Origin of the sequence: Primorskyibacter flagellatus, assembly GCF_048268605.1 — a bacterium.
GTDB classification, from domain to species: domain Bacteria; phylum Pseudomonadota; class Alphaproteobacteria; order Rhodobacterales; family Rhodobacteraceae; genus Primorskyibacter; species Primorskyibacter flagellatus.
In genome coordinates, this window is sequence record NZ_JBLWVF010000006.1 from 75,144 (window position 1) to 91,333 (window position 16,190).

At 60.1% G+C, this 16,190-nt stretch carries 16 protein-coding genes; 5 read left to right on the forward strand and 11 right to left on the reverse strand.

Annotated features, from left to right (window positions below; all coding sequences use genetic code 11):
* Positions 1–23 precede the first annotated feature (23 nt).
* From ACN0WV_RS09110 to ACN0WV_RS09145, 8 genes are all read right to left on the reverse strand, one after another.
* Entirely contained in the window at positions 24–713 is a 690-nt protein-coding gene (locus tag ACN0WV_RS09110) for an SDR family NAD(P)-dependent oxidoreductase (RefSeq protein WP_417605190.1), read from the reverse strand.
* Positions 714–715: 2 nt separating this feature from the next.
* Positions 716–1,750 carry a DUF475 domain-containing protein gene (locus ACN0WV_RS09115; protein ID WP_417605191.1) on the reverse strand — a complete coding sequence of 345 codons (1,035 nt, stop codon included), beginning with the start codon at positions 1,748–1,750 and terminating at the stop codon, positions 716–718.
* An 18-nt stretch (positions 1,751–1,768) separates the two neighbouring features.
* The gene (locus ACN0WV_RS09120) at positions 1,769–2,710 is read right to left on the reverse strand and encodes a 2-hydroxyacid dehydrogenase (protein ID WP_417605193.1); all 942 of its coding nucleotides are present in this window, start codon (positions 2,708–2,710) and stop codon (positions 1,769–1,771) included.
* The gene (locus ACN0WV_RS09125) at positions 2,707–4,326 is read right to left on the reverse strand and encodes an ABC transporter ATP-binding protein (RefSeq protein ID WP_417605194.1); all 1,620 of its coding nucleotides are present in this window, start codon (positions 4,324–4,326) and stop codon (positions 2,707–2,709) included. Before ACN0WV_RS09125 ends, ACN0WV_RS09120 begins: the two co-directional genes overlap by 4 nt.
* Complete coding sequence (locus tag ACN0WV_RS09130) at positions 4,319–5,242, reverse strand: ABC transporter permease (RefSeq protein WP_417605196.1); 924 nt, start codon at positions 5,240–5,242, stop codon at positions 4,319–4,321. Before ACN0WV_RS09130 ends, ACN0WV_RS09125 begins: the two co-directional genes overlap by 8 nt.
* Before the next feature lie 7 nt (positions 5,243–5,249).
* A complete protein-coding gene (locus ACN0WV_RS09135; RefSeq protein WP_084352837.1) occupies positions 5,250–6,164 on the reverse strand; it encodes an ABC transporter permease in 915 nt (304 codons plus the stop codon).
* A gap of 66 nt (positions 6,165–6,230) precedes the next feature.
* Positions 6,231–7,733 (reverse strand): ABC transporter substrate-binding protein, encoded by a 1,503-nt coding sequence (locus ACN0WV_RS09140; RefSeq protein WP_417605198.1) that lies wholly within the window; start codon positions 7,731–7,733, stop codon positions 6,231–6,233.
* Between the two features lie 191 nt (positions 7,734–7,924).
* On the reverse strand, positions 7,925–8,794 hold the full coding sequence (locus tag ACN0WV_RS09145) for a DMT family transporter (RefSeq protein ID WP_417605200.1): 870 nt from the start codon (positions 8,792–8,794) through the stop codon (positions 7,925–7,927).
* Between the two features lie 252 nt (positions 8,795–9,046).
* Here ACN0WV_RS09145 and ACN0WV_RS09150 point away from each other — a divergent pair, with 252 nt between their 5' ends.
* From ACN0WV_RS09150 to ACN0WV_RS09165, 4 genes are read left to right on the forward strand one after another with little or no spacing between them, the layout of a single operon-like run.
* A complete protein-coding gene (locus ACN0WV_RS09150) occupies positions 9,047–10,180 on the forward strand; it encodes a sialidase family protein (protein WP_417605202.1) in 1,134 nt (377 codons plus the stop codon).
* Complete coding sequence (pdxA, locus tag ACN0WV_RS09155; protein ID WP_417605204.1) at positions 10,177–11,124, forward strand: 4-hydroxythreonine-4-phosphate dehydrogenase PdxA; 948 nt, start codon at positions 10,177–10,179, stop codon at positions 11,122–11,124. Before ACN0WV_RS09150 ends, pdxA begins: the two co-directional genes overlap by 4 nt.
* Positions 11,121–12,026, forward strand: coding sequence for a dihydrodipicolinate synthase family protein (locus tag ACN0WV_RS09160; RefSeq protein WP_417605206.1), 906 nt, complete (start codon positions 11,121–11,123; stop codon positions 12,024–12,026). Before pdxA ends, ACN0WV_RS09160 begins: the two co-directional genes overlap by 4 nt.
* A gap of 13 nt (positions 12,027–12,039) precedes the next feature.
* Positions 12,040–13,161 (forward strand): iron-containing alcohol dehydrogenase, encoded by a 1,122-nt coding sequence (locus tag ACN0WV_RS09165; RefSeq protein WP_417605208.1) that lies wholly within the window; start codon positions 12,040–12,042, stop codon positions 13,159–13,161.
* On the opposite strand, the gene ACN0WV_RS09170 is transcribed toward ACN0WV_RS09165, so the two are convergent.
* Complete coding sequence (locus ACN0WV_RS09170; RefSeq protein WP_417605210.1) at positions 13,162–13,890, reverse strand: FadR/GntR family transcriptional regulator; 729 nt, start codon at positions 13,888–13,890, stop codon at positions 13,162–13,164. It abuts the gene before it with no gap.
* A 6-nt stretch (positions 13,891–13,896) separates the two neighbouring features.
* Entirely contained in the window at positions 13,897–14,901 is a 1,005-nt protein-coding gene (locus ACN0WV_RS09175; RefSeq protein WP_417605212.1) for a nucleotide-binding domain containing protein, read from the reverse strand.
* Positions 14,902–14,998: 97 nt separating this feature from the next.
* On the opposite strand from ACN0WV_RS09175, the gene ACN0WV_RS09180 reads away from it, so the two are divergent.
* On the forward strand, positions 14,999–15,910 hold the full coding sequence (locus ACN0WV_RS09180; protein ID WP_417605213.1) for a LysR family transcriptional regulator: 912 nt from the start codon (positions 14,999–15,001) through the stop codon (positions 15,908–15,910).
* On the opposite strand, the gene ACN0WV_RS09185 is transcribed toward ACN0WV_RS09180, so the two are convergent.
* Positions 15,879–16,118, reverse strand: coding sequence for a hypothetical protein (locus ACN0WV_RS09185; RefSeq protein ID WP_417605215.1), 240 nt, complete (start codon positions 16,116–16,118; stop codon positions 15,879–15,881). The two genes, ACN0WV_RS09180 and ACN0WV_RS09185, sit on opposite strands and share 32 nt — an antisense overlap.
* Between the last annotated feature and the right edge of the window lie 72 nt (positions 16,119–16,190).

Here is a 16,190-nt window from a genome sequence, read left to right on the forward strand (position 1 = left end):
GGGATGTTGAGCGACAGGAGCGATCACAGCGATGCGCCTGCGCAAATGACAATCTGTTGTCCGGTGATGCTGGCAGCAGAGGGCGACAGCAGGTAGACGGCCATCGACGCGACCTCTTCGGGCTGCACGAACCGGCCCAAAGGCGGCACGTTTGGTGCCACGTCTGCACGGCTCGGGTCTTTCAGCATCGGCGTGTCGGTGGCACCTGGAGCCACGATGTTGACGGTGATGCCACGCGGCGCAAGCTCTGCCGCGCAGGACCGTGCCAGACCGGTCAGGGCCGCTTTTGACGCCGCATACAGACTACGGCCCGGCGCCCCCGAGGCGACGCGGCTGCCAATCAGCACAAAGCGGCCCCCGTCGGGCATTTGCGGTGCAAGCGTGCGGATCATCCGCGCGGCGACGTCGACATGCAACTGCCACATCAACGCGCCGTCCTGCATATCCATCCGGTCGTGCGTGCCGACCCGCAACAAGCCCGCCGCGTGGACGGCGGCGTGGGCCGGGCCAACTTTTGCCAACGCGTCATCTGCCGCTTTCGGGTCCGAAAGGTCCACGACGATATGCGAGAATGCAGGCGCGGTCAGATCCGGTATGCGGCGGCTGATGCCCGTGACCTGCCACCCGGCCTCCAACAGTGCCAGAGTGACGGCCTGCCCGATGCCGGAACTGCATCCGGTCACGAGCGCGCGTTTTGCCTCTGGCCGCTGCATTTTCAGGTCTTCCCCTCAGCCCGGCGGTAAAGCACCGACGAGATGAACGCCATCAGGATGAACCCTGCGCCCAGCGATCCTGTGATGATCTCTGAAACGTGCCAGATGGTTTGCAGGAACATGATGATAGACAGCACAAGGATGGACCAGAAAGCGCCATGTTCGAGATAGCGGAACTCTGCCAGTGTTTGCCGCTCTACCAGCATGATGGTCATGGACCGGACGTACATCGCACCAATCCCCAGCCCGATGGCGATCAGGAACAGATTCTGCGTCAGCGCAAAGGCCCCGATGACCCCGTCGAAGCTGAACGATGCATCCAGCACCTCAAGATACAGAAACGCGCCAAGGCCGCCTTTGGCCACGGTGCCCGCCGCATCGGATTGGTCCAGAACATGACCAAGCATATCAACGGCAAGAAAGGTCAGCAGGCCGGCGCTGGACGCGAACAGGAACCTGCCCGTGTCGTGATCCGGCAGCGCGGTCGCAAAGCCAAGCATCACGGCCAGAACAAACGCAACCTCCATCCCCCGGATAGAGCCAAACCGACGCATGTTGCGTTCCAGCGCGGCGATCCAGTCAACCTCTTTGCCCTCATCCACAAAGTAGCTGAGCGCCACCATCATCAGAAACGCCCCGCCAAAAGCCGCGATCGACAGATGCGCGTCCCCGATGATGCGGGCGTATTCGGCAGGCTCGCGTGCGGCCAGACGCACGGCCTCTATCGGGCCGATGCCAGCGGCTATCACCACGATCAGCAGCGGAAAGACAATGCGCATCCCGAACACCGCGATCAGGATACCCCAGGTCAGAAACCTTTGTCGCCAAATCGGCGTCATGGTCTGCAATTTGTTGGCATTCACGATGGCATTGTCGAAGGACAGCGAAATCTCGAGGATCGCCAGCACAAGGCCGATCATGAAGAAGCTGAGCGTGCCGCCGATGGTGCCGGAATAGGCCCAGCCCAGCCAAAGCGTCAGGAGCAGGCCAAGAACGGTAACGGCGAAGGCCCAGCGGAAATAGTGCAATATGGACATTATGTTCCTGTGGCAAAGCTAGTTAACTGCTGTCAGCAAGGGCTGATCAGCATAAAATGCGGCGAGGTTATCGACGACCAGTTGCGCCATGGCGTCACGCGTTTCCTCCGTCCCCGACGCGTGATGAGGATAGAGCGTCACATTGGGCAAGGCGGTCAGTTCTGGATCGGGGTTCGGTTCGTTGAGATACACATCCAGACCGGCCCGCCCCAGCCTGCCGTCTTTCAGCGCGCGGATCATCGCAGGCTCGTCCACAACGCTGCCGCGCGCGATATTGACCAGCACACCGTCGGGACCAAGCGCATTCAACGCGCCCTCATCCATCAACCCGCGCGTTGCGTCCCCGCCGGCAACGGCCAACACGATCACATCGCTTTCAGCCGCAAGCGCCGTCAAGTCAGCAACATAAGGATAGTCGATCTCGGGCTTTTCGCGGCGACCGTGATAGGCGATCTGCATGCCCATGACAGCACACCGCGTGGCAATCGCCTGCCCGATGGTGCCCATGCCGACAATGCCCAACCGCGCGCCTTTCAGCGTGTGTTGCAGCGGATACATGCCCTTTCGGCCCCAGTCGCCAGCGACGGTATAGGCATGCGCATCAATCAGCCCACGCCGCGCCGCCAACATCAGCATTACTGCCGTGTCGGCCACATCATCGCACAGCGCGACAGATGTGTTGGCCAGCTTCACGCCATGGTCGGTCAACGCGTCCACATCGATATCTTCGTACCCGGCCGACGAACAGGCGACGACTTTCAGTTGCGGCATTGCCTCGACCATCTGCCGCGACAGTTTCGCATGTCCATTGGTGACGATACCCTGGCATTTCGGGCCGTGCTCAGCCAGGAACGCAGCCTTGTCTTCCGCTTCGTCGTAGCGGTGCAGCGTATAGGCCGCTTCCAGTTGCGCCCAGGCTTTTGGGCGCGTCGGGTACAGAACCATCACGTCAGGTTTCATTTAGCCATCTCCAGTCGTTTTACGCGTCGCGCGGCCTGCACCTCGGGATCGGGGTTCAGACTCGCAGCCAGAAGGTCTTGGGTGTAGCGCATCCTTGGTGCTTCGAATATCTGCCGGACGCTGCCCTGCTCGACGATCTCGCCGCCCTGCATGACAATCACCCGATCGGCAAAATCGCGTACCACCGGCAGGTCATGCGCGATGAATATGTAGCTCAGGCCAAGCTCTTGGCGCAAACTGTCGAGCAATTCGATCACCTGTGCCTGTATCGACACGTCCAGCGCCGAAACCGCTTCGTCGCAGACAATAATCCGCGGCTCCAACGCAAGCGCACGCGCAATAGCGATCCGCTGACGCTGCCCACCCGAGAACTGATGCGGGTAGCGGTGCATATGCTCTGCCAGCAGCCCGACCTGTTCCAGCAATTCCGCGACGCGGGTCTTCCACTTGTCTTTTGGCAGGATTTCACGGTGGATCACCCACGCCTCGGAGATCAGATCGTAGACCGACATACCGGGGTTCAGGCTTTGTGTCGGGTCCTGAAACACCATCTGGATGTCGCGACGCATTTCAAACAATTCGGCCGGGCTGAGCGCGAAGAGATCTCGGCCCTCGTACTCGGCCTTGCCGCCAGACGCCTCTTCGAGGCGCAACAGAACCTTCGCCATGGTCGATTTCCCCGATCCGCTTTCGCCCACGACGGCAAGGGTTTCGCCCGCCAGCAGGTCAAAGCTGATGCCTTTCAGAGCCTCGAATTCGCCATAGCTCTTTTTTACATCCGTCAGCCGCAAAAGCGGTTCCTGCTCGGCCACGCCAAGCGACATGTCCCCCTGACCGGGCGCTGCCGCGATCAGCTTTTGCGTATAGGGGTGCTGCGGAGTGTGATAGACTTGCGACGCGCTGCCGGATTCGACGATCCGTCCGCCATTCATCACCACAACGCGGTGCGCCATCTCTGCGACCACACCCAGATCGTGGGTGATGATCAGAAGGCCCATCCCGGTCTCTGCCTGCAACTCTTCCAGCAAAGCCAGAATCTGCGCCTGCACAGTGACATCCAGCGCCGTGGTCGGCTCATCCGCGATCAGCACGTCAGGTCGCAGGGCAAGCGCCATGGCAATCATCAACCGTTGCAGCTGACCGCCGGAAAACTGGTGCGGATATTTCTTCGCGGCACCTTCGGGGTCGGGGATGCCGACCTTGCGCAGCAACCTGACCGTCTCGGCCCTGGCCTCGCTGCGCGACGTGCCGTGGATGACCATCGTTTCCTCGATCTGCCAGCCGACGCTGTAAACCGGGTTTAGGTGACTAAGCGGATCCTGAAAGATCATCGCGATCCGCTTGCCGTTGATCATGCGTCGCTCGTCACGGCTCATCGTCAACAAATCGCGCCCTTCGAACAGGATGCGCCCGCTGGAAATTTCGCCCGGCGGGATGTCGATCAGATCCATGACGGCCGAAGCGGAGACCGATTTTCCGGACCCGCTTTCACCCAGGATCGCCAGCACTTCGCCGCGATCCAGATGCCAGCTGACATCGCGCACCGCATGCACCGGGCCGCGCACCGTGTGGAAAGTAACCGACAGATCCTGCACTTCGAGTAGGTGGTCACCCATTCTTCTTGTCTCCGATTTCCAGACGCCAGCGTTGCTGCGGGTCCAGCGCTGTGCGCATCCAGTTCGACAGCAAGTTGAGGCTGAGTGTCGTCAAAACGATTGCCAGACCCGGCCAGAAAGACAGCCACCATGCGGTGGTCAGATAAGGCCGCCCCTGACTGACCATCAGGCCCCAGGTAATCTCTGGCGGTTGAATGCCGATGCCAAGAAAGGACAAGGCGCTTTCCGCCAGCATGACGAAGGCAAAATCCAGCGTCGCGATGGTCAGAAGCGTGGGAAAGATCACCGGCAGCATATGACGGAAGATGATCCGCATCTCCGACGCGCCCATCACCTTGGCCGCCTGCACGAACATGCGTTCGCGGACCTCCAGAATTTCAGCGCGCGTGGTCCGCAGGTAGATCGGGATACGGGTGATCGCCAGAACGATGATGATGTTCCCCACCGACGGCTCCAGCATGTACAATACGATCACCGCCAGCAGCAGCGATGGAAACGACATGATCACATCCGCCAAACGCGGAATGATCTGCCCCGCGCGACCCCGCGAATTTCCCGCGATCAGGCCCAGAGTGGCCCCGACCGCCATGGCGGTCACGACAGAGCCGCCCGCCACCATCATGGTGTTATGCGCCGCAACGATGATCCGCGCCAGAAGCGGGCGGCCCAACTGGTCGCCGCCAAGGAAAAATTGCCAGCCGCGCGAGAGATCAAACGGCGGGGCGTTACGACCACGCAGGTTTTGTCGTCCTGCGTCATATTCCAGAAAGAACGGGCCGATGAAGGCGCAGGTGATGACGATCAGCAGAAAGATCACAGCGGCCAGCGCAAGCTTGTCGGCCAGCAGCATCGACCAGAACGCAGCAAGCTTGCTTTTTTCCTTGACCGCGGCGCTTGTTGGGGGGGTATGGGTCATCGGCACCTCAATACCGGATGCGCGGATCGAGCACGGAATACGCCAGGTCGATCAGCAGGTTCATAACGAAGATCGCAAGAGCCGTCACCATGATGGCCGCCAGAACGACCGCGAAGTCACGTTGCAGGATGCTGTCGATCATCAGTTTGCCGACACCGGGAAAGCCGAAGATCGTCTCGACCACGACGGCACCATTCAGAATGGCGGCGGCCTGATCGCCGATAACAGTGATCACCGGCAGCATCGCATTGCGCAACGCATGCACGAAGATGATCGGACGCGAGGCGACCCCCTTGGCGCGTGCGGTTTTGACATAGGCCGACCCGAGCGCGGTTATCATCGACCCGCGCACAACTTGCAGGATCAGCCCGAAGGGGCGGATGAAAAGCACTCCGATGGGCATGATCCAATGCCAGACCGTGCCGGTACCAGAGGTCGGCAACCATCCCAGATTGACCGAAAACAGCACGATAGCCACGATGGCGATCCAGAAGTCCGGGGCGCTGGCACCGATCAGGGAAAAGAACGTTGCCGTGCGGTCAAACAATCCGCCGACCCGAAAAGCAGCCAGAGAGCCGATCACAATGGCTGAAATGGTAACGATAGCCATGGTGATGGCGGCAAGTATCAGCGTCCACTCGAACGCTTCCAGCACCACGTCCAACGCGGGGCGCGAGCGGCGGATCGACTCGCCGAAATCAAGCATTGCGAGATCCGCCAGATACCGCCCGAACTGGACGATCAGCGGATCGTTCAGCCCATGCAGGGCTCGGAAATTCTCGCGCGCTTCCAGGCTGGCATCGACCGGCAGATACAAGTTCGTCGGGTCGCCCGTCAGCCGTGACAGAAAGAACACTGCGACGACCAGAAACAGCAGCGATATCAAGCTGGCATAGGCACGCTTGGTCAGAAACGACTTCATGACACGAGGCTCCGTGATGTTGGGTTCGGAAGGCGCACGGATACGCCTTCCGATGGCTTCAAGGCGTTACTTGAAATTGATCTGCGCCAACTGAAGCTCGGAGTTGGTGGCGATGGTCGGAGTGAATTCCAGACGCTCTGCCACACGGCTGAAGCCGACCATGTGAAACAGGAATACATCCGCCACGATATCGTTGTGGATCATCGCGAAAGCGTCTTTCCAGATAGCGGCGCGGTCGTCACCGGTGGCGGCAGTCGCGTCAGCCATAATCTGATCAAGCTCCGGCGAGCAGAACCCTGACTGAAGCCCCTCGCAGGCGTATTTGAAGAACATCGAGAAAACCGGATCGCCGCGGCTGTTGTCATGCATCGCCAGCAGGATGGACGGTCCCCGACCTTCTGCAAATGGCTTGGAGTACAGGTCGATCCATTCCGCCACTTCGTACATCCGAAGGTCGACGTTGAGACCGACATCCCCGAACATCTGGGTCAGCGCCTCGGCAACTTCAGTCACGTTGGGGAAGTTCCCGATCCGTGCGATCATGGTGATTTCGGCATCCACCGGAACACCGTCCGCCTTGGCTTCTTCCAGCAGCGCACGAGCCTGTTCGGGGTCATAGGGCCAAGGTGACAGATCGCTGTTCCAACCCAGAGTCGAGGGGGGCACCATATGGGTCGCGGACACGGCGTCCTGCGGCAGCAGCGTGCCCAGAAACGCCTCGCGATCCACGGCCATATTCATCGCTTTGCGCACCCGGATATCATCGAGCGGCGCAACCTCGTGATCGATACGCAGATAAGTGGTTTCCGAGTTCGGGTAGGCAAAGTCAGTGGCCGGGTTCGTGGCCTGCTCCTGACCGATCAGCGGCACGATATCGGCCTCACCGGTCGCGACCATCGCGGCACGCACTGCATCATCCGACCGGAACAGATAAGTGGCCTTCGTGACCGCCGGTACCTCACCCCAGTAATCGTCACGACGTTCCAGCGTGATGTTCTGGCCGACATTGCGCTCGGTCATCTCATAGGGTCCGGTGCCGACAGGCTGCTGCACGAATTCGAACGGCGTTTCGGACGGGACGATTGTCAGCGTGGACATCAGCAATGGCAGGATTGGCTGCGCCGGGTCCGACGTGATTTCAAGCGTGTGTTCGTCCACCACATCCATGTCCAGCGTCATGCCACCGAAATACTTCGCCCCGATCTCGCAGGCGATCTGGTCGGATACGGCGCGTTCGTAGCTTTTGACCACATCGGCGGCGTCAAACACCGACCCGTCAGAAAAGCTGACGCCCTGCCGAAGCGTGAAGCGCCAGGTATCCTCATCAACCGCCTCCCAGCTCTCGGCGAGACGTGGCATCAGACTGCCATCCTTTGTGTTCAGCTCAACCAAGGTCTCCGAGATGTTCTGCTGAATCACGCGTCCGATATTGGACTGCGATGTCATGCAGGGTTCAACCGTTTCCAGATCCTCGTTGAGGACGATGGTCACGTCGCTATCCTGTGCAAATGCCGGAACGGCCGTGGCAAGCGCGATGGCGCTTCCATAGAGATAGGATCGAATGTTCATGCAGGTCTCCTCCGTGTCGTGCAGCGTGTTTTTCGTACCGGGCATCGCTGCCTGACCCGGCCGTTTCTTGGATTCGCGGCTCTTCTCTGGCCCATGAACCCTCTGAAACTGTACTACAGCGCAAAGTCTCCGTGAAACAGGAACTGGCGCGCAGTGATGCTAATCCTGTATCATTCCAACTCCGAACAACATCATTCCAGCGGCATCCGGCTGCGTGCAGTCGACGCCATCAGCGCGATGGAAACAAAAATGAGTGAGGCTCCGACCCATGTGGCCAGACCGGAAACCTCTCCAAACAGCATGTAGGCGAGCGCCGCGACAAGAGGCAGCCGCAGAAAATCCATCGGTGCCACCAACGAGGCATCACCAAGCTGGAACGCCCGCGTCACCGCCACCTGATTGATCGCACCAAGCGAGCCTTGCAGCGCCAACAACCCCCACTGCAAAGGCGTCGGTGTGGTCCAGAAATATATCGCCGGCAACACGGCCAATGGCACCATCGTGATAAGATTCCAGGCAACCAATGTTTCGGCACCCTCGGTGCGACCCATCACCTTCAAAATCAGCTGAATGGTCGCCACCAACAACGCCGACAGCAGCGCCAACCACAATGCTGTTGCCGTGGCACCGCCCACCATCGCGGGCTTGAGGATCACCACGACACCAACAAAGCCAAGTGCGGCGGAAAACATCCGGAGAGGCCTTGGCTGCTCTGCCAACAGGAACCACGCGCCCACGGTCACGAATACGGGCGCAGCAAATCCGATTGCAGTAACAGACGCCAGCGGTGCCCCGGCCAAGGCCGCGAACAGCGTCACAAGCGACAAGAGTTTCAATCCTGCACGCAAGGCGTGAAGCGCGTAGCGCTTGGTTCTCAGGATATGCGGGCGCTTCATCATCCATGGCACCATCGCCAAAAGACCAAACCCCGCCCGTGTAAAGCCGATCACGAATGGATGGATATCACCCGCGAGAAGACGGACAATCACAGCATCCGTTGCACTGATAATCGCAACGAACAACATGAGAACAATTGCCGTCATGGCAGGCTTGTCGCGCATTACCAGACCTTTCCACGGGAGGACAATCCGCCCACCATACTGCTGCCAGACAGATGAAATGACAAGTAAAGTTATTTGTCAACTGTTGTATTAACTTCATTGCTTCGAAAACAAGGATACATAATTTATTGTTTATTTACAATATATAATGACTACAAACCCGTATTCAGTTTACGCCAAAATGAACTTTTCAACTTGACAACTGTTTATTTCCTGCCGCAATTGTTGCGTCCCAATCAACGCGGAGTCCTCATGTTGTCCTTCCCCAAAGCCCCCGCAGATATTGCGCGCGCCATGACCGGGCGCGTCGCGGACAGGCATGCAGTGCTGGGCTCGCCCCGTGTACAAAATCATGCAGCTTTCCTGACGCGTTCGCCGCAAGGACAATTGAGCTGTGTCTGGTTCGGCGGCAGTCTGGAAGGCAAGGCGGACATCTGCATTTTTCGCAGTCGGCTGGCAGGCGACACCTGGTCGGCCGCAGAACAACTGACGGATGATCCGGACCGGTCGGAACAGAATCCGGTCCTTTTTTACGCTCCGGATGGGCGCACTCTGCTGTTTCACACCGCCCAGCCCGGAGGCGATCAGGATCGCTGCGTCGTGCGGATGCGCGAAGTCGGGCAAACGCCGCAAGATCTTCCGTTGCCCGGTGGCAGCTTTGTCCGCGCGAGGCCAGTGATCCGCGACGACGGGGCCTGGCTTTTGCCGCTATTTCACTGCACGCCCAAAGACGGGGCGCGCTGGACCGGGCGGCATGATACAGCCTCTGTCGCGATCAGCGAGGATGCGGGCAAATCGTGGCGGCGCGTAGAGGTTCCTGGCTCTACCGGATGTGTTCACATGACGATTGTGCCGGGGAACGGCAAGCTGCTGGCCTTTTTCCGCCGCCGGCAATCCGACTTCGTGCATCGTACTGTCAGCTTGGATGGCGGCGAAACGTGGTCAGAGCCTTTGGCCACCTCGATGCCCAACAACAACTCCTCCATCGCCGCGATCCGATTGTCCGACGGGCGCGTCGCGCTGTGTTGCAATCCGGTGAACGCCGACATGTCCCCGGATAGACGCGTGTCACTTTATGACGAATTGGGCGACGACGACCGTCCCGAAGCGACTGGCGGCTGCACCCCGATCTGGGGCGTCCCTCGCGCGCCGCTTATCGTCGCTTTCTCGGAAGATGACGGACAGACCTTCTCACGCAGCATTACCGTCGCCGAAAGCACCGGAACGTGCCTCAGCAACAACAGTGAGGATGGCCGCAACCAGGAACTGTCCTACCCGGCACTGCTGGAATCGCCCGATGGCGGGCTGGACGTGGCCTTTACATTGCACCGCCGAGCCATCGCCTACCGGCATCTGACACCATTTGACATCGCGGAGGCCACATGATCGGCATTACCATGGGCGACCCTGCTGGGGTTGGCCCGGAAATCACGCTTAGGTCTATCGAGAGCATGTCGCACGATGACCGCGCGCAAACCCGCGTTTTCGGCAATACAGAAACGCTTCGCCATGTGGCGGGGCTGATCGGCAGCCCGCTGAAACCGGGCGAGGATTTTGCTGTGACCGACCTGCCCGTTGAGGGCGGGCCACTGCCGATGGGCAAGCTGGACAAGCGCGCCGGGGAGGCAGTGTTTCGGTTCATCGAAGCCGCCGTGCGGGCGGCCGAGGCTGGACGGATTGGCTGCATCGTCACTGGCCCGATCAACAAGGAAGCACTGAATGCCGCCGGGCATCATTATGACGGGCATACCGGGATGCTGTCGTCTCTGACTGGCCAAAAAGGCGCGTTCATGCTGCTCGCCTCGGAACGGCTGAAGGTGATCCACGCCTCCACGCATGTATCGCTGAAAACCGCGATCGAGCGGACCAGCCCCGAGCGGATCCGTGACACCATCCGCGCCGGGCATTCCCATCTGCAACGCATTGGCATCAAAGCTCCCCGGATCGCCGTCGCCGGGTTGAACCCGCATTGTGGCGAAGGTGGGCTTTTCGGCGACGAAGACGATCGCCTGATCGCGCCCGGCGTGCAGATGGCGCGCGACGAAGGTATCGACGCGCAAGGCCCGATTTCCGCCGATACGCTATTTCATCGCGCGTATAGCGGTGCTTTCGATCTGGTCGTCGCCAATTACCACGATCAGGGCCATATCCCGATCAAACTGGTAGCCTTTGATACCGCCGTGAACGTCTCTGTCGGGCTGCCGATTGACCGCACATCCGTTGACCACGGCACCGCTTTTGACATCGCGGGCAAGGGCATCGCCAAACACGAAAACATGCTTGAGGCCATCGCATATGCACGGCGTCTGGTCGCTGGGAGGTCCGCATGATCGCAGAAAATTTCGGCGTCAACTGCGCCGCTGCAACCCCTGTCGGTGCGGATGGTGCCCCTCGGCTGGATCTGTTCGCGACCCATTGCAAGGCGCTGCTGAACGAGGGCTGCCACGGCGTCGCCCTGCTGGGCACCACGGGCGAAGCCAACAATTTTGCCGTTTCAGAGCGCAAGGCCCTGTTGGAGGCGGCCCTGAAGGCTGGCGTGCGTGGCGACCAACTGCTGCCCGGCACGTCAAGCTGCAACGTGCCTGAAACCATCGACCTGACCCGGCACGCGGTGGACCATGGTGCCAGGGCTTGCGTCCTGCTGCCACCCTTTTACTACAAAGGGATCAGCGACGAAGGGCTGTTCCGCTTTTACGCCAGCGTGATCGAGGGTGTGGCAGATGACCGGCTGCGCGTGATCCTTTATCACATCCCGCAGGTCACGCAGGTGCCGATCAGCCATGATCAGATCGCGCGTTTGCGCGCCGCGTTTCCCGGTATCGTGGTGGGCATCAAGGACAGTGCCGGCGACATCGCCAACATGACCGCGATGATCGAACGTTTTCCCGGCTTCGCGGTTCTCGCCGGGGCCGATCCGCTGCTGCTGCCGCTGCTTCAGGCGGGCGGTGCCGGATGTATCACGGCGACCTCGAACCTTCGCTCTGACGCGCTGCGGGTGATCTGGGCCAACTGGTCCGACCCGGATGCTGCTGAAAAAGTGACTGCGGCGCAAGAACGGATTAACGGCTGGCGCACACTGACCAACGCTTATGTGCAGCTGCCCACGGTCAAGGCCATGCTGGCCAAGGCGCGCGGAGATATGGACTGGCGCAATCTGCGCGCCCCGTTGGTCAAATTGACCGACGAGGAAACGAATGCTGTCTGGGCCGAAATGGACCGGCTGAACGCCTGAGGGGGACACCACAATGAGCATGGACAGAGCCATCACTCTGCACCAGCCCGCAAGGCTGGAGATCGGCGCCGGATCTGCCGCAACTGTCGGCCAGTGGGCGATAGGTGCCGAACGCACGCTTGTCCTGACCTCCGGCTCTGTCGTCGGTCATGTGGATCGGTTGAACCCGCCCGGAAACGTGCGCGTCTTTGACACGGTCCCACCCGAACCGGATGACAAGGCACTTGCCACCGCTCTGACAGCCGCTGCGGAATTCAAGCCCGACACCATCATCGGGCTGGGCGGTGGGTCGGTCATGGATATTGCCAAGCTGGTGGCATGCCTCTGGGATGGCGCGCAGGCGCTGATAGACGTTGTCGGGCCAGACAAGATCATGCGGCGGCTGTCGCGGCTTGCGCTGGTGCCCACGACCGCGGGCACCGGGTCCGAGGCGGGGATACGCGCACTTGTCACCAGTTCGGCGACCTCTGCCAAGATGGCGGTCGAAAGCCCGCACATGCGCGCCGATCTCGCAGTGCTGGACCCGGAGCTTACCTACTCTGTCCCGCCCGCCGTGACGGCCGCCACCGGCGTTGATGCAATGGCGCATTGCGTTGAGGCTTTTACCAGCCTGCGCGCCCATGACATGATCGACGGCTATGCCCGTATGGGGATCGGCCTCGTGGGCCGCTATTTGCGGCGCGCGGTCGAAAACGGACGCGACACCGAGGCGCGCAATGGCATGATGCTGGCCAGCTATTACGGTGGCATCTGTCTGGGTCCGGTCAATACTGCGGCAGGTCACGCGCTGGCCTATCCGTTGGGCACCCGGCTGCACCTGCCGCACGGTCTGGCAAACGCGATCATCTTTCCGCATGTATTGGCCTTCAACGCGCCTGTCCGTCCGGAAAAAACCGCTGAAGTCATGTCCGCCCTCCGGCTTGGGACAATTTCGGACAGCGAAGAGGTGGCGAAGAGCGCGCATGGCTTCTGCGCCTCGCTCGGCATCGAAATGCGCTTGTCAAAGCATGGCGCGACGGAAGCCGACCTGCCGAGTTGGGCCAAAGAGGCGCACGCAATCCGACGGCTTATGGACAACAATCCCCGTGATATGAGCGAGGATGACGTGCGCAACATTTATGCTGCCGCCTTCTGATCATTCGGCGAACAATCGGTCTCTCGATCCGATCAGATGGGTAGCCATGAACTGACGCGCATCCTCGGCCCTGCGATCCTGGATTGCGTCGAAGATCGCCTGATGTTCGGCATAAACATGATCCAGCCCGTCAGGCGTTTGCTTCAGAGATCGACCGTGGAACTGCATTCCAACCGCGATGTGGTCTTTGAGCGCCTCCATCGCGGTCGAGAAATAACGGTTACCCGACGCTTTCGAGATTGCCAGATGGAACTGAAAATCCGCATCCTCACGATGTCGGTTACGGTTTGTGGCATCGCGCATCAACTCCAACGCGCTTTGGATCAGTGCCAGATCCTCTGGCGTATGACGTTCCGCGGCAGAGGCTGCTCCGGCGGGTTCCAGCGTCAGGCGAAATTCGTAACAGCGATGCAGATCCGAAAAGTTTTCGACCTGCCCAAACCCCAGCGGTTCACGCATACCCGCCTGCCGAACGAAACTACCCGCCCCCTGACGCGAATAGATCAGCCGTTGATCGCGCAACTTGCGCAGCGCTTCGCGCACGATCGGACGCGACACTTCAAATTCGCTGGCCAGATCATGTTCTGTCGGAAGACGCTCGTCCGGCGCATACGCACCGGATTTTATCGCGCGGTACATCCGGTCAAAGACCATATCCGAAAGGCTCTTGCGCTGACCCGGAAGGCTGCTTTCACGGGGGCGCGACGTTGCTGGCACCTTATCTGTCATACCAAGTCACTCCACATCGCGCGTCAGATCATTCAGGGCAGACGGCACACCAAATCCGCCGGATTTGGTGACAATACGCCATCCTTTTGCCGCCGACAAAGGCAAGCCGGGCACAATCTCTCCCTCCACTGTCAATATTTCAACATTCAACGCATCCAGGACCGCCTCTGCCGTGGCACCGCCGGTCAGGATCAAGGACCCGACCTGTCCTGCCAGCGGTACGAAAGAGCGCGCGAGCGCCTGTGCAATCCGACGCGGATCGCTGTCAGGCCCGATCACCGCCTGCATCAGCGTGACCCTGTTCAGCGTCGCAGGCAGATCGGTCTTGCCGGACGGTGCCAGCAGATGCGTCGCATCCGTAAGCTCCGCCACCTGGTCCAAGGTGATCGGATCGGTGGAACCGACGACAACACCGATCCGACCCGTCAACGGATCAGGCCGACGCTGCGTGATCCCGGCTGTGTCGGCCATCGCTTGCGCCAGACCGCGTGCACCCACCAACACTGCGCAATCGTCAGCCCCGTTGAACGCCGCCCGCATCTCTGCCTGACTGACCGTATCGGGGATCTGTGCCTGCGCCCCGCGCGGACCCAACCTGTCGCGTACTTGAATTGGGGGTGGCACGCCGAAACCCCGCAACTCTTCTGCCTGTACGATCCTGCCAAACTCTGGAATTGCGGGCAGCACGAGCAACCTGCCGGACGGCAGCGCCGACAATTCTGCCGCAATCTGTCCCTTCAGACGCGAATCAACTTTCTTGAGGATGCGGCTGCCGGGCGGGATCTGTCCAATAATTGACGCCACGCATCGGCTTGCTGCATCAGGATCAACATCTCGCGTCCGGGTAGACACCGCAGTAACGTCAGCATTGCGCGCCAGGGCATCTGCAAATGCCTCTGGCCGCGTGGCGACTACGACCGATGAATCGGGGGCACAAAATGGCGCTGCCATGTCCAGCGCACCAGTCAGATCATCCGCGACAATAACAAGCTGTTCAATTTGTTCACTCACAGAGCTAGCACCACATTTTATCTAAGAAAATTGATGCTTCATAGTTTACACCTGCTAAAATGAAACACAACGGCACAGCGGCATCCGGGGCACGGAAATGGACGGAAAACTCTTCGAGCTAAACCACCTTCGGTCTTTTGTTGCCGTCGCGAAAGAGCTGAACTTTCGCCGCGCGGCGGCCCGTCTGAACATGACCCAGCCGCCCTTGTCTCGTCATATCAGCCTGCTGGAACATGCCGTCGGCGTACGGCTGCTGGATCGCAACAATCGGTCGGTCAGGCTTACGGCTGCTGGTCGCCGGTTTCTGGGAGACGCCGTAGACATTCTGAAACGGGCCGAAAGCGCCGCTCTTTTTGCGCGGCAGTCAGCACGCGGCGAAAGCGGATCTTTGGTGTTGGGCTTCGTGCCCTCTGCCTGCATCGAGGTCATCCCCAGAATACTTGGGCGTGTGGAGAGAGAGATGCCCGGAGTTCAGTTGATACCCGGCGAGATGATGACATTCGAGATTATCGAAGCGTTGCATTCCGGCGGTGTCGAAATCGGTTTGTTTCGCCTGCCCCAACGGCAGACAGGACTGGATATTCACAAAGTATGGAGCGAGGGGTTCGTGTTGGTCGTGCCACGCGACCACCCTTTCGCAACCAAGCCGGACCTTTGCGCCGAAGACCTCAATGATGCGCCGTTTATCGGGTTCTCGACGGAACGTGGTGGGTTTCTTTTCGACGTGGTTCAGGGGTTCTTTTCGGCGCGCGGGATCAGCCCGGCGACCCGCTATTCGGTCTCCCAAAGTCATACGATCATGTCGCTGGTAAACGAGGGGCTGGGCGTTGCACTTGTGCCGGCGTCGATCACCAAGACAAAGATGGCTGACACTGTGGTCCGCAACATCGAACTGCCCCGCGATCTTTGTTCCGACCTTTACATGGGGCTTGGCCTGAAGGAACCGGACCGGCTGGTGCGAGAAGTCTCTGAATTGATCATAGATGAGCTGTCGCTGCCCGCACGTTGACAGGACAGCGCCCCGCGCGCCGCCGCGCGACAAAGCCGTCCGGGAAGAAATAGGCGCTGAGGATGAAAAGCGCGCCGAGCCAAAGCAGCCAGCGATCCGGATCAAGCAAGCGCGCGATCGCAGATGTGGCCGAAGTCGCCTCGGACGCGGCAGCCATCATGTTTTGCAGGTGGGTTTGAGCGGGGATGAACGGCTTTGTACCGGTCATCGCGTCTTATATCGTTACCATAGCGCCAATCACCACCATAAGCAGAATAACCAGCATGCTCCCGAAGCTGCG

Bases quoted from the DNA above. Each gene is read 5' to 3' on its own strand.
- ACN0WV_RS09110 (WP_417605190.1), bottom strand. From the start codon at position 713: ATGCAGCGGCCAGAGGCAAAACGCGCGCTCGTGACCGGATGCAGTTCC.
- ACN0WV_RS09115 (WP_417605191.1), bottom strand. From the start codon at position 1,750: ATGTCCATATTGCACTATTTCCGCTGGGCCTTCGCCGTTACCGTTCTT.
- ACN0WV_RS09120 (WP_417605193.1), bottom strand. From the start codon at position 2,710: ATGAAACCTGACGTGATGGTTCTGTACCCGACGCGCCCAAAAGCCTGG.
- ACN0WV_RS09125 (WP_417605194.1), bottom strand. From the start codon at position 4,326: ATGGGTGACCACCTACTCGAAGTGCAGGATCTGTCGGTTACTTTCCAC.
- ACN0WV_RS09130 (WP_417605196.1), bottom strand. From the start codon at position 5,242: ATGACCCATACCCCCCCAACAAGCGCCGCGGTCAAGGAAAAAAGCAAG.
- ACN0WV_RS09135 (WP_084352837.1), bottom strand. From the start codon at position 6,164: ATGAAGTCGTTTCTGACCAAGCGTGCCTATGCCAGCTTGATATCGCTG.
- ACN0WV_RS09140 (WP_417605198.1), bottom strand. From the start codon at position 7,733: ATGAACATTCGATCCTATCTCTATGGAAGCGCCATCGCGCTTGCCACG.
- ACN0WV_RS09145 (WP_417605200.1), bottom strand. From the start codon at position 8,794: ATGCGCGACAAGCCTGCCATGACGGCAATTGTTCTCATGTTGTTCGTT.
- ACN0WV_RS09150 (WP_417605202.1), top strand. From the start codon at position 9,047: ATGTTGTCCTTCCCCAAAGCCCCCGCAGATATTGCGCGCGCCATGACC.
- pdxA (WP_417605204.1), top strand. From the start codon at position 10,177: ATGATCGGCATTACCATGGGCGACCCTGCTGGGGTTGGCCCGGAAATC.
- ACN0WV_RS09160 (WP_417605206.1), top strand. From the start codon at position 11,121: ATGATCGCAGAAAATTTCGGCGTCAACTGCGCCGCTGCAACCCCTGTC.
- ACN0WV_RS09165 (WP_417605208.1), top strand. From the start codon at position 12,040: ATGAGCATGGACAGAGCCATCACTCTGCACCAGCCCGCAAGGCTGGAG.
- ACN0WV_RS09170 (WP_417605210.1), bottom strand. From the start codon at position 13,890: ATGACAGATAAGGTGCCAGCAACGTCGCGCCCCCGTGAAAGCAGCCTT.
- ACN0WV_RS09180 (WP_417605213.1), top strand. From the start codon at position 14,999: ATGGACGGAAAACTCTTCGAGCTAAACCACCTTCGGTCTTTTGTTGCC.
- ACN0WV_RS09185 (WP_417605215.1), bottom strand. From the start codon at position 16,118: ATGACCGGTACAAAGCCGTTCATCCCCGCTCAAACCCACCTGCAAAAC.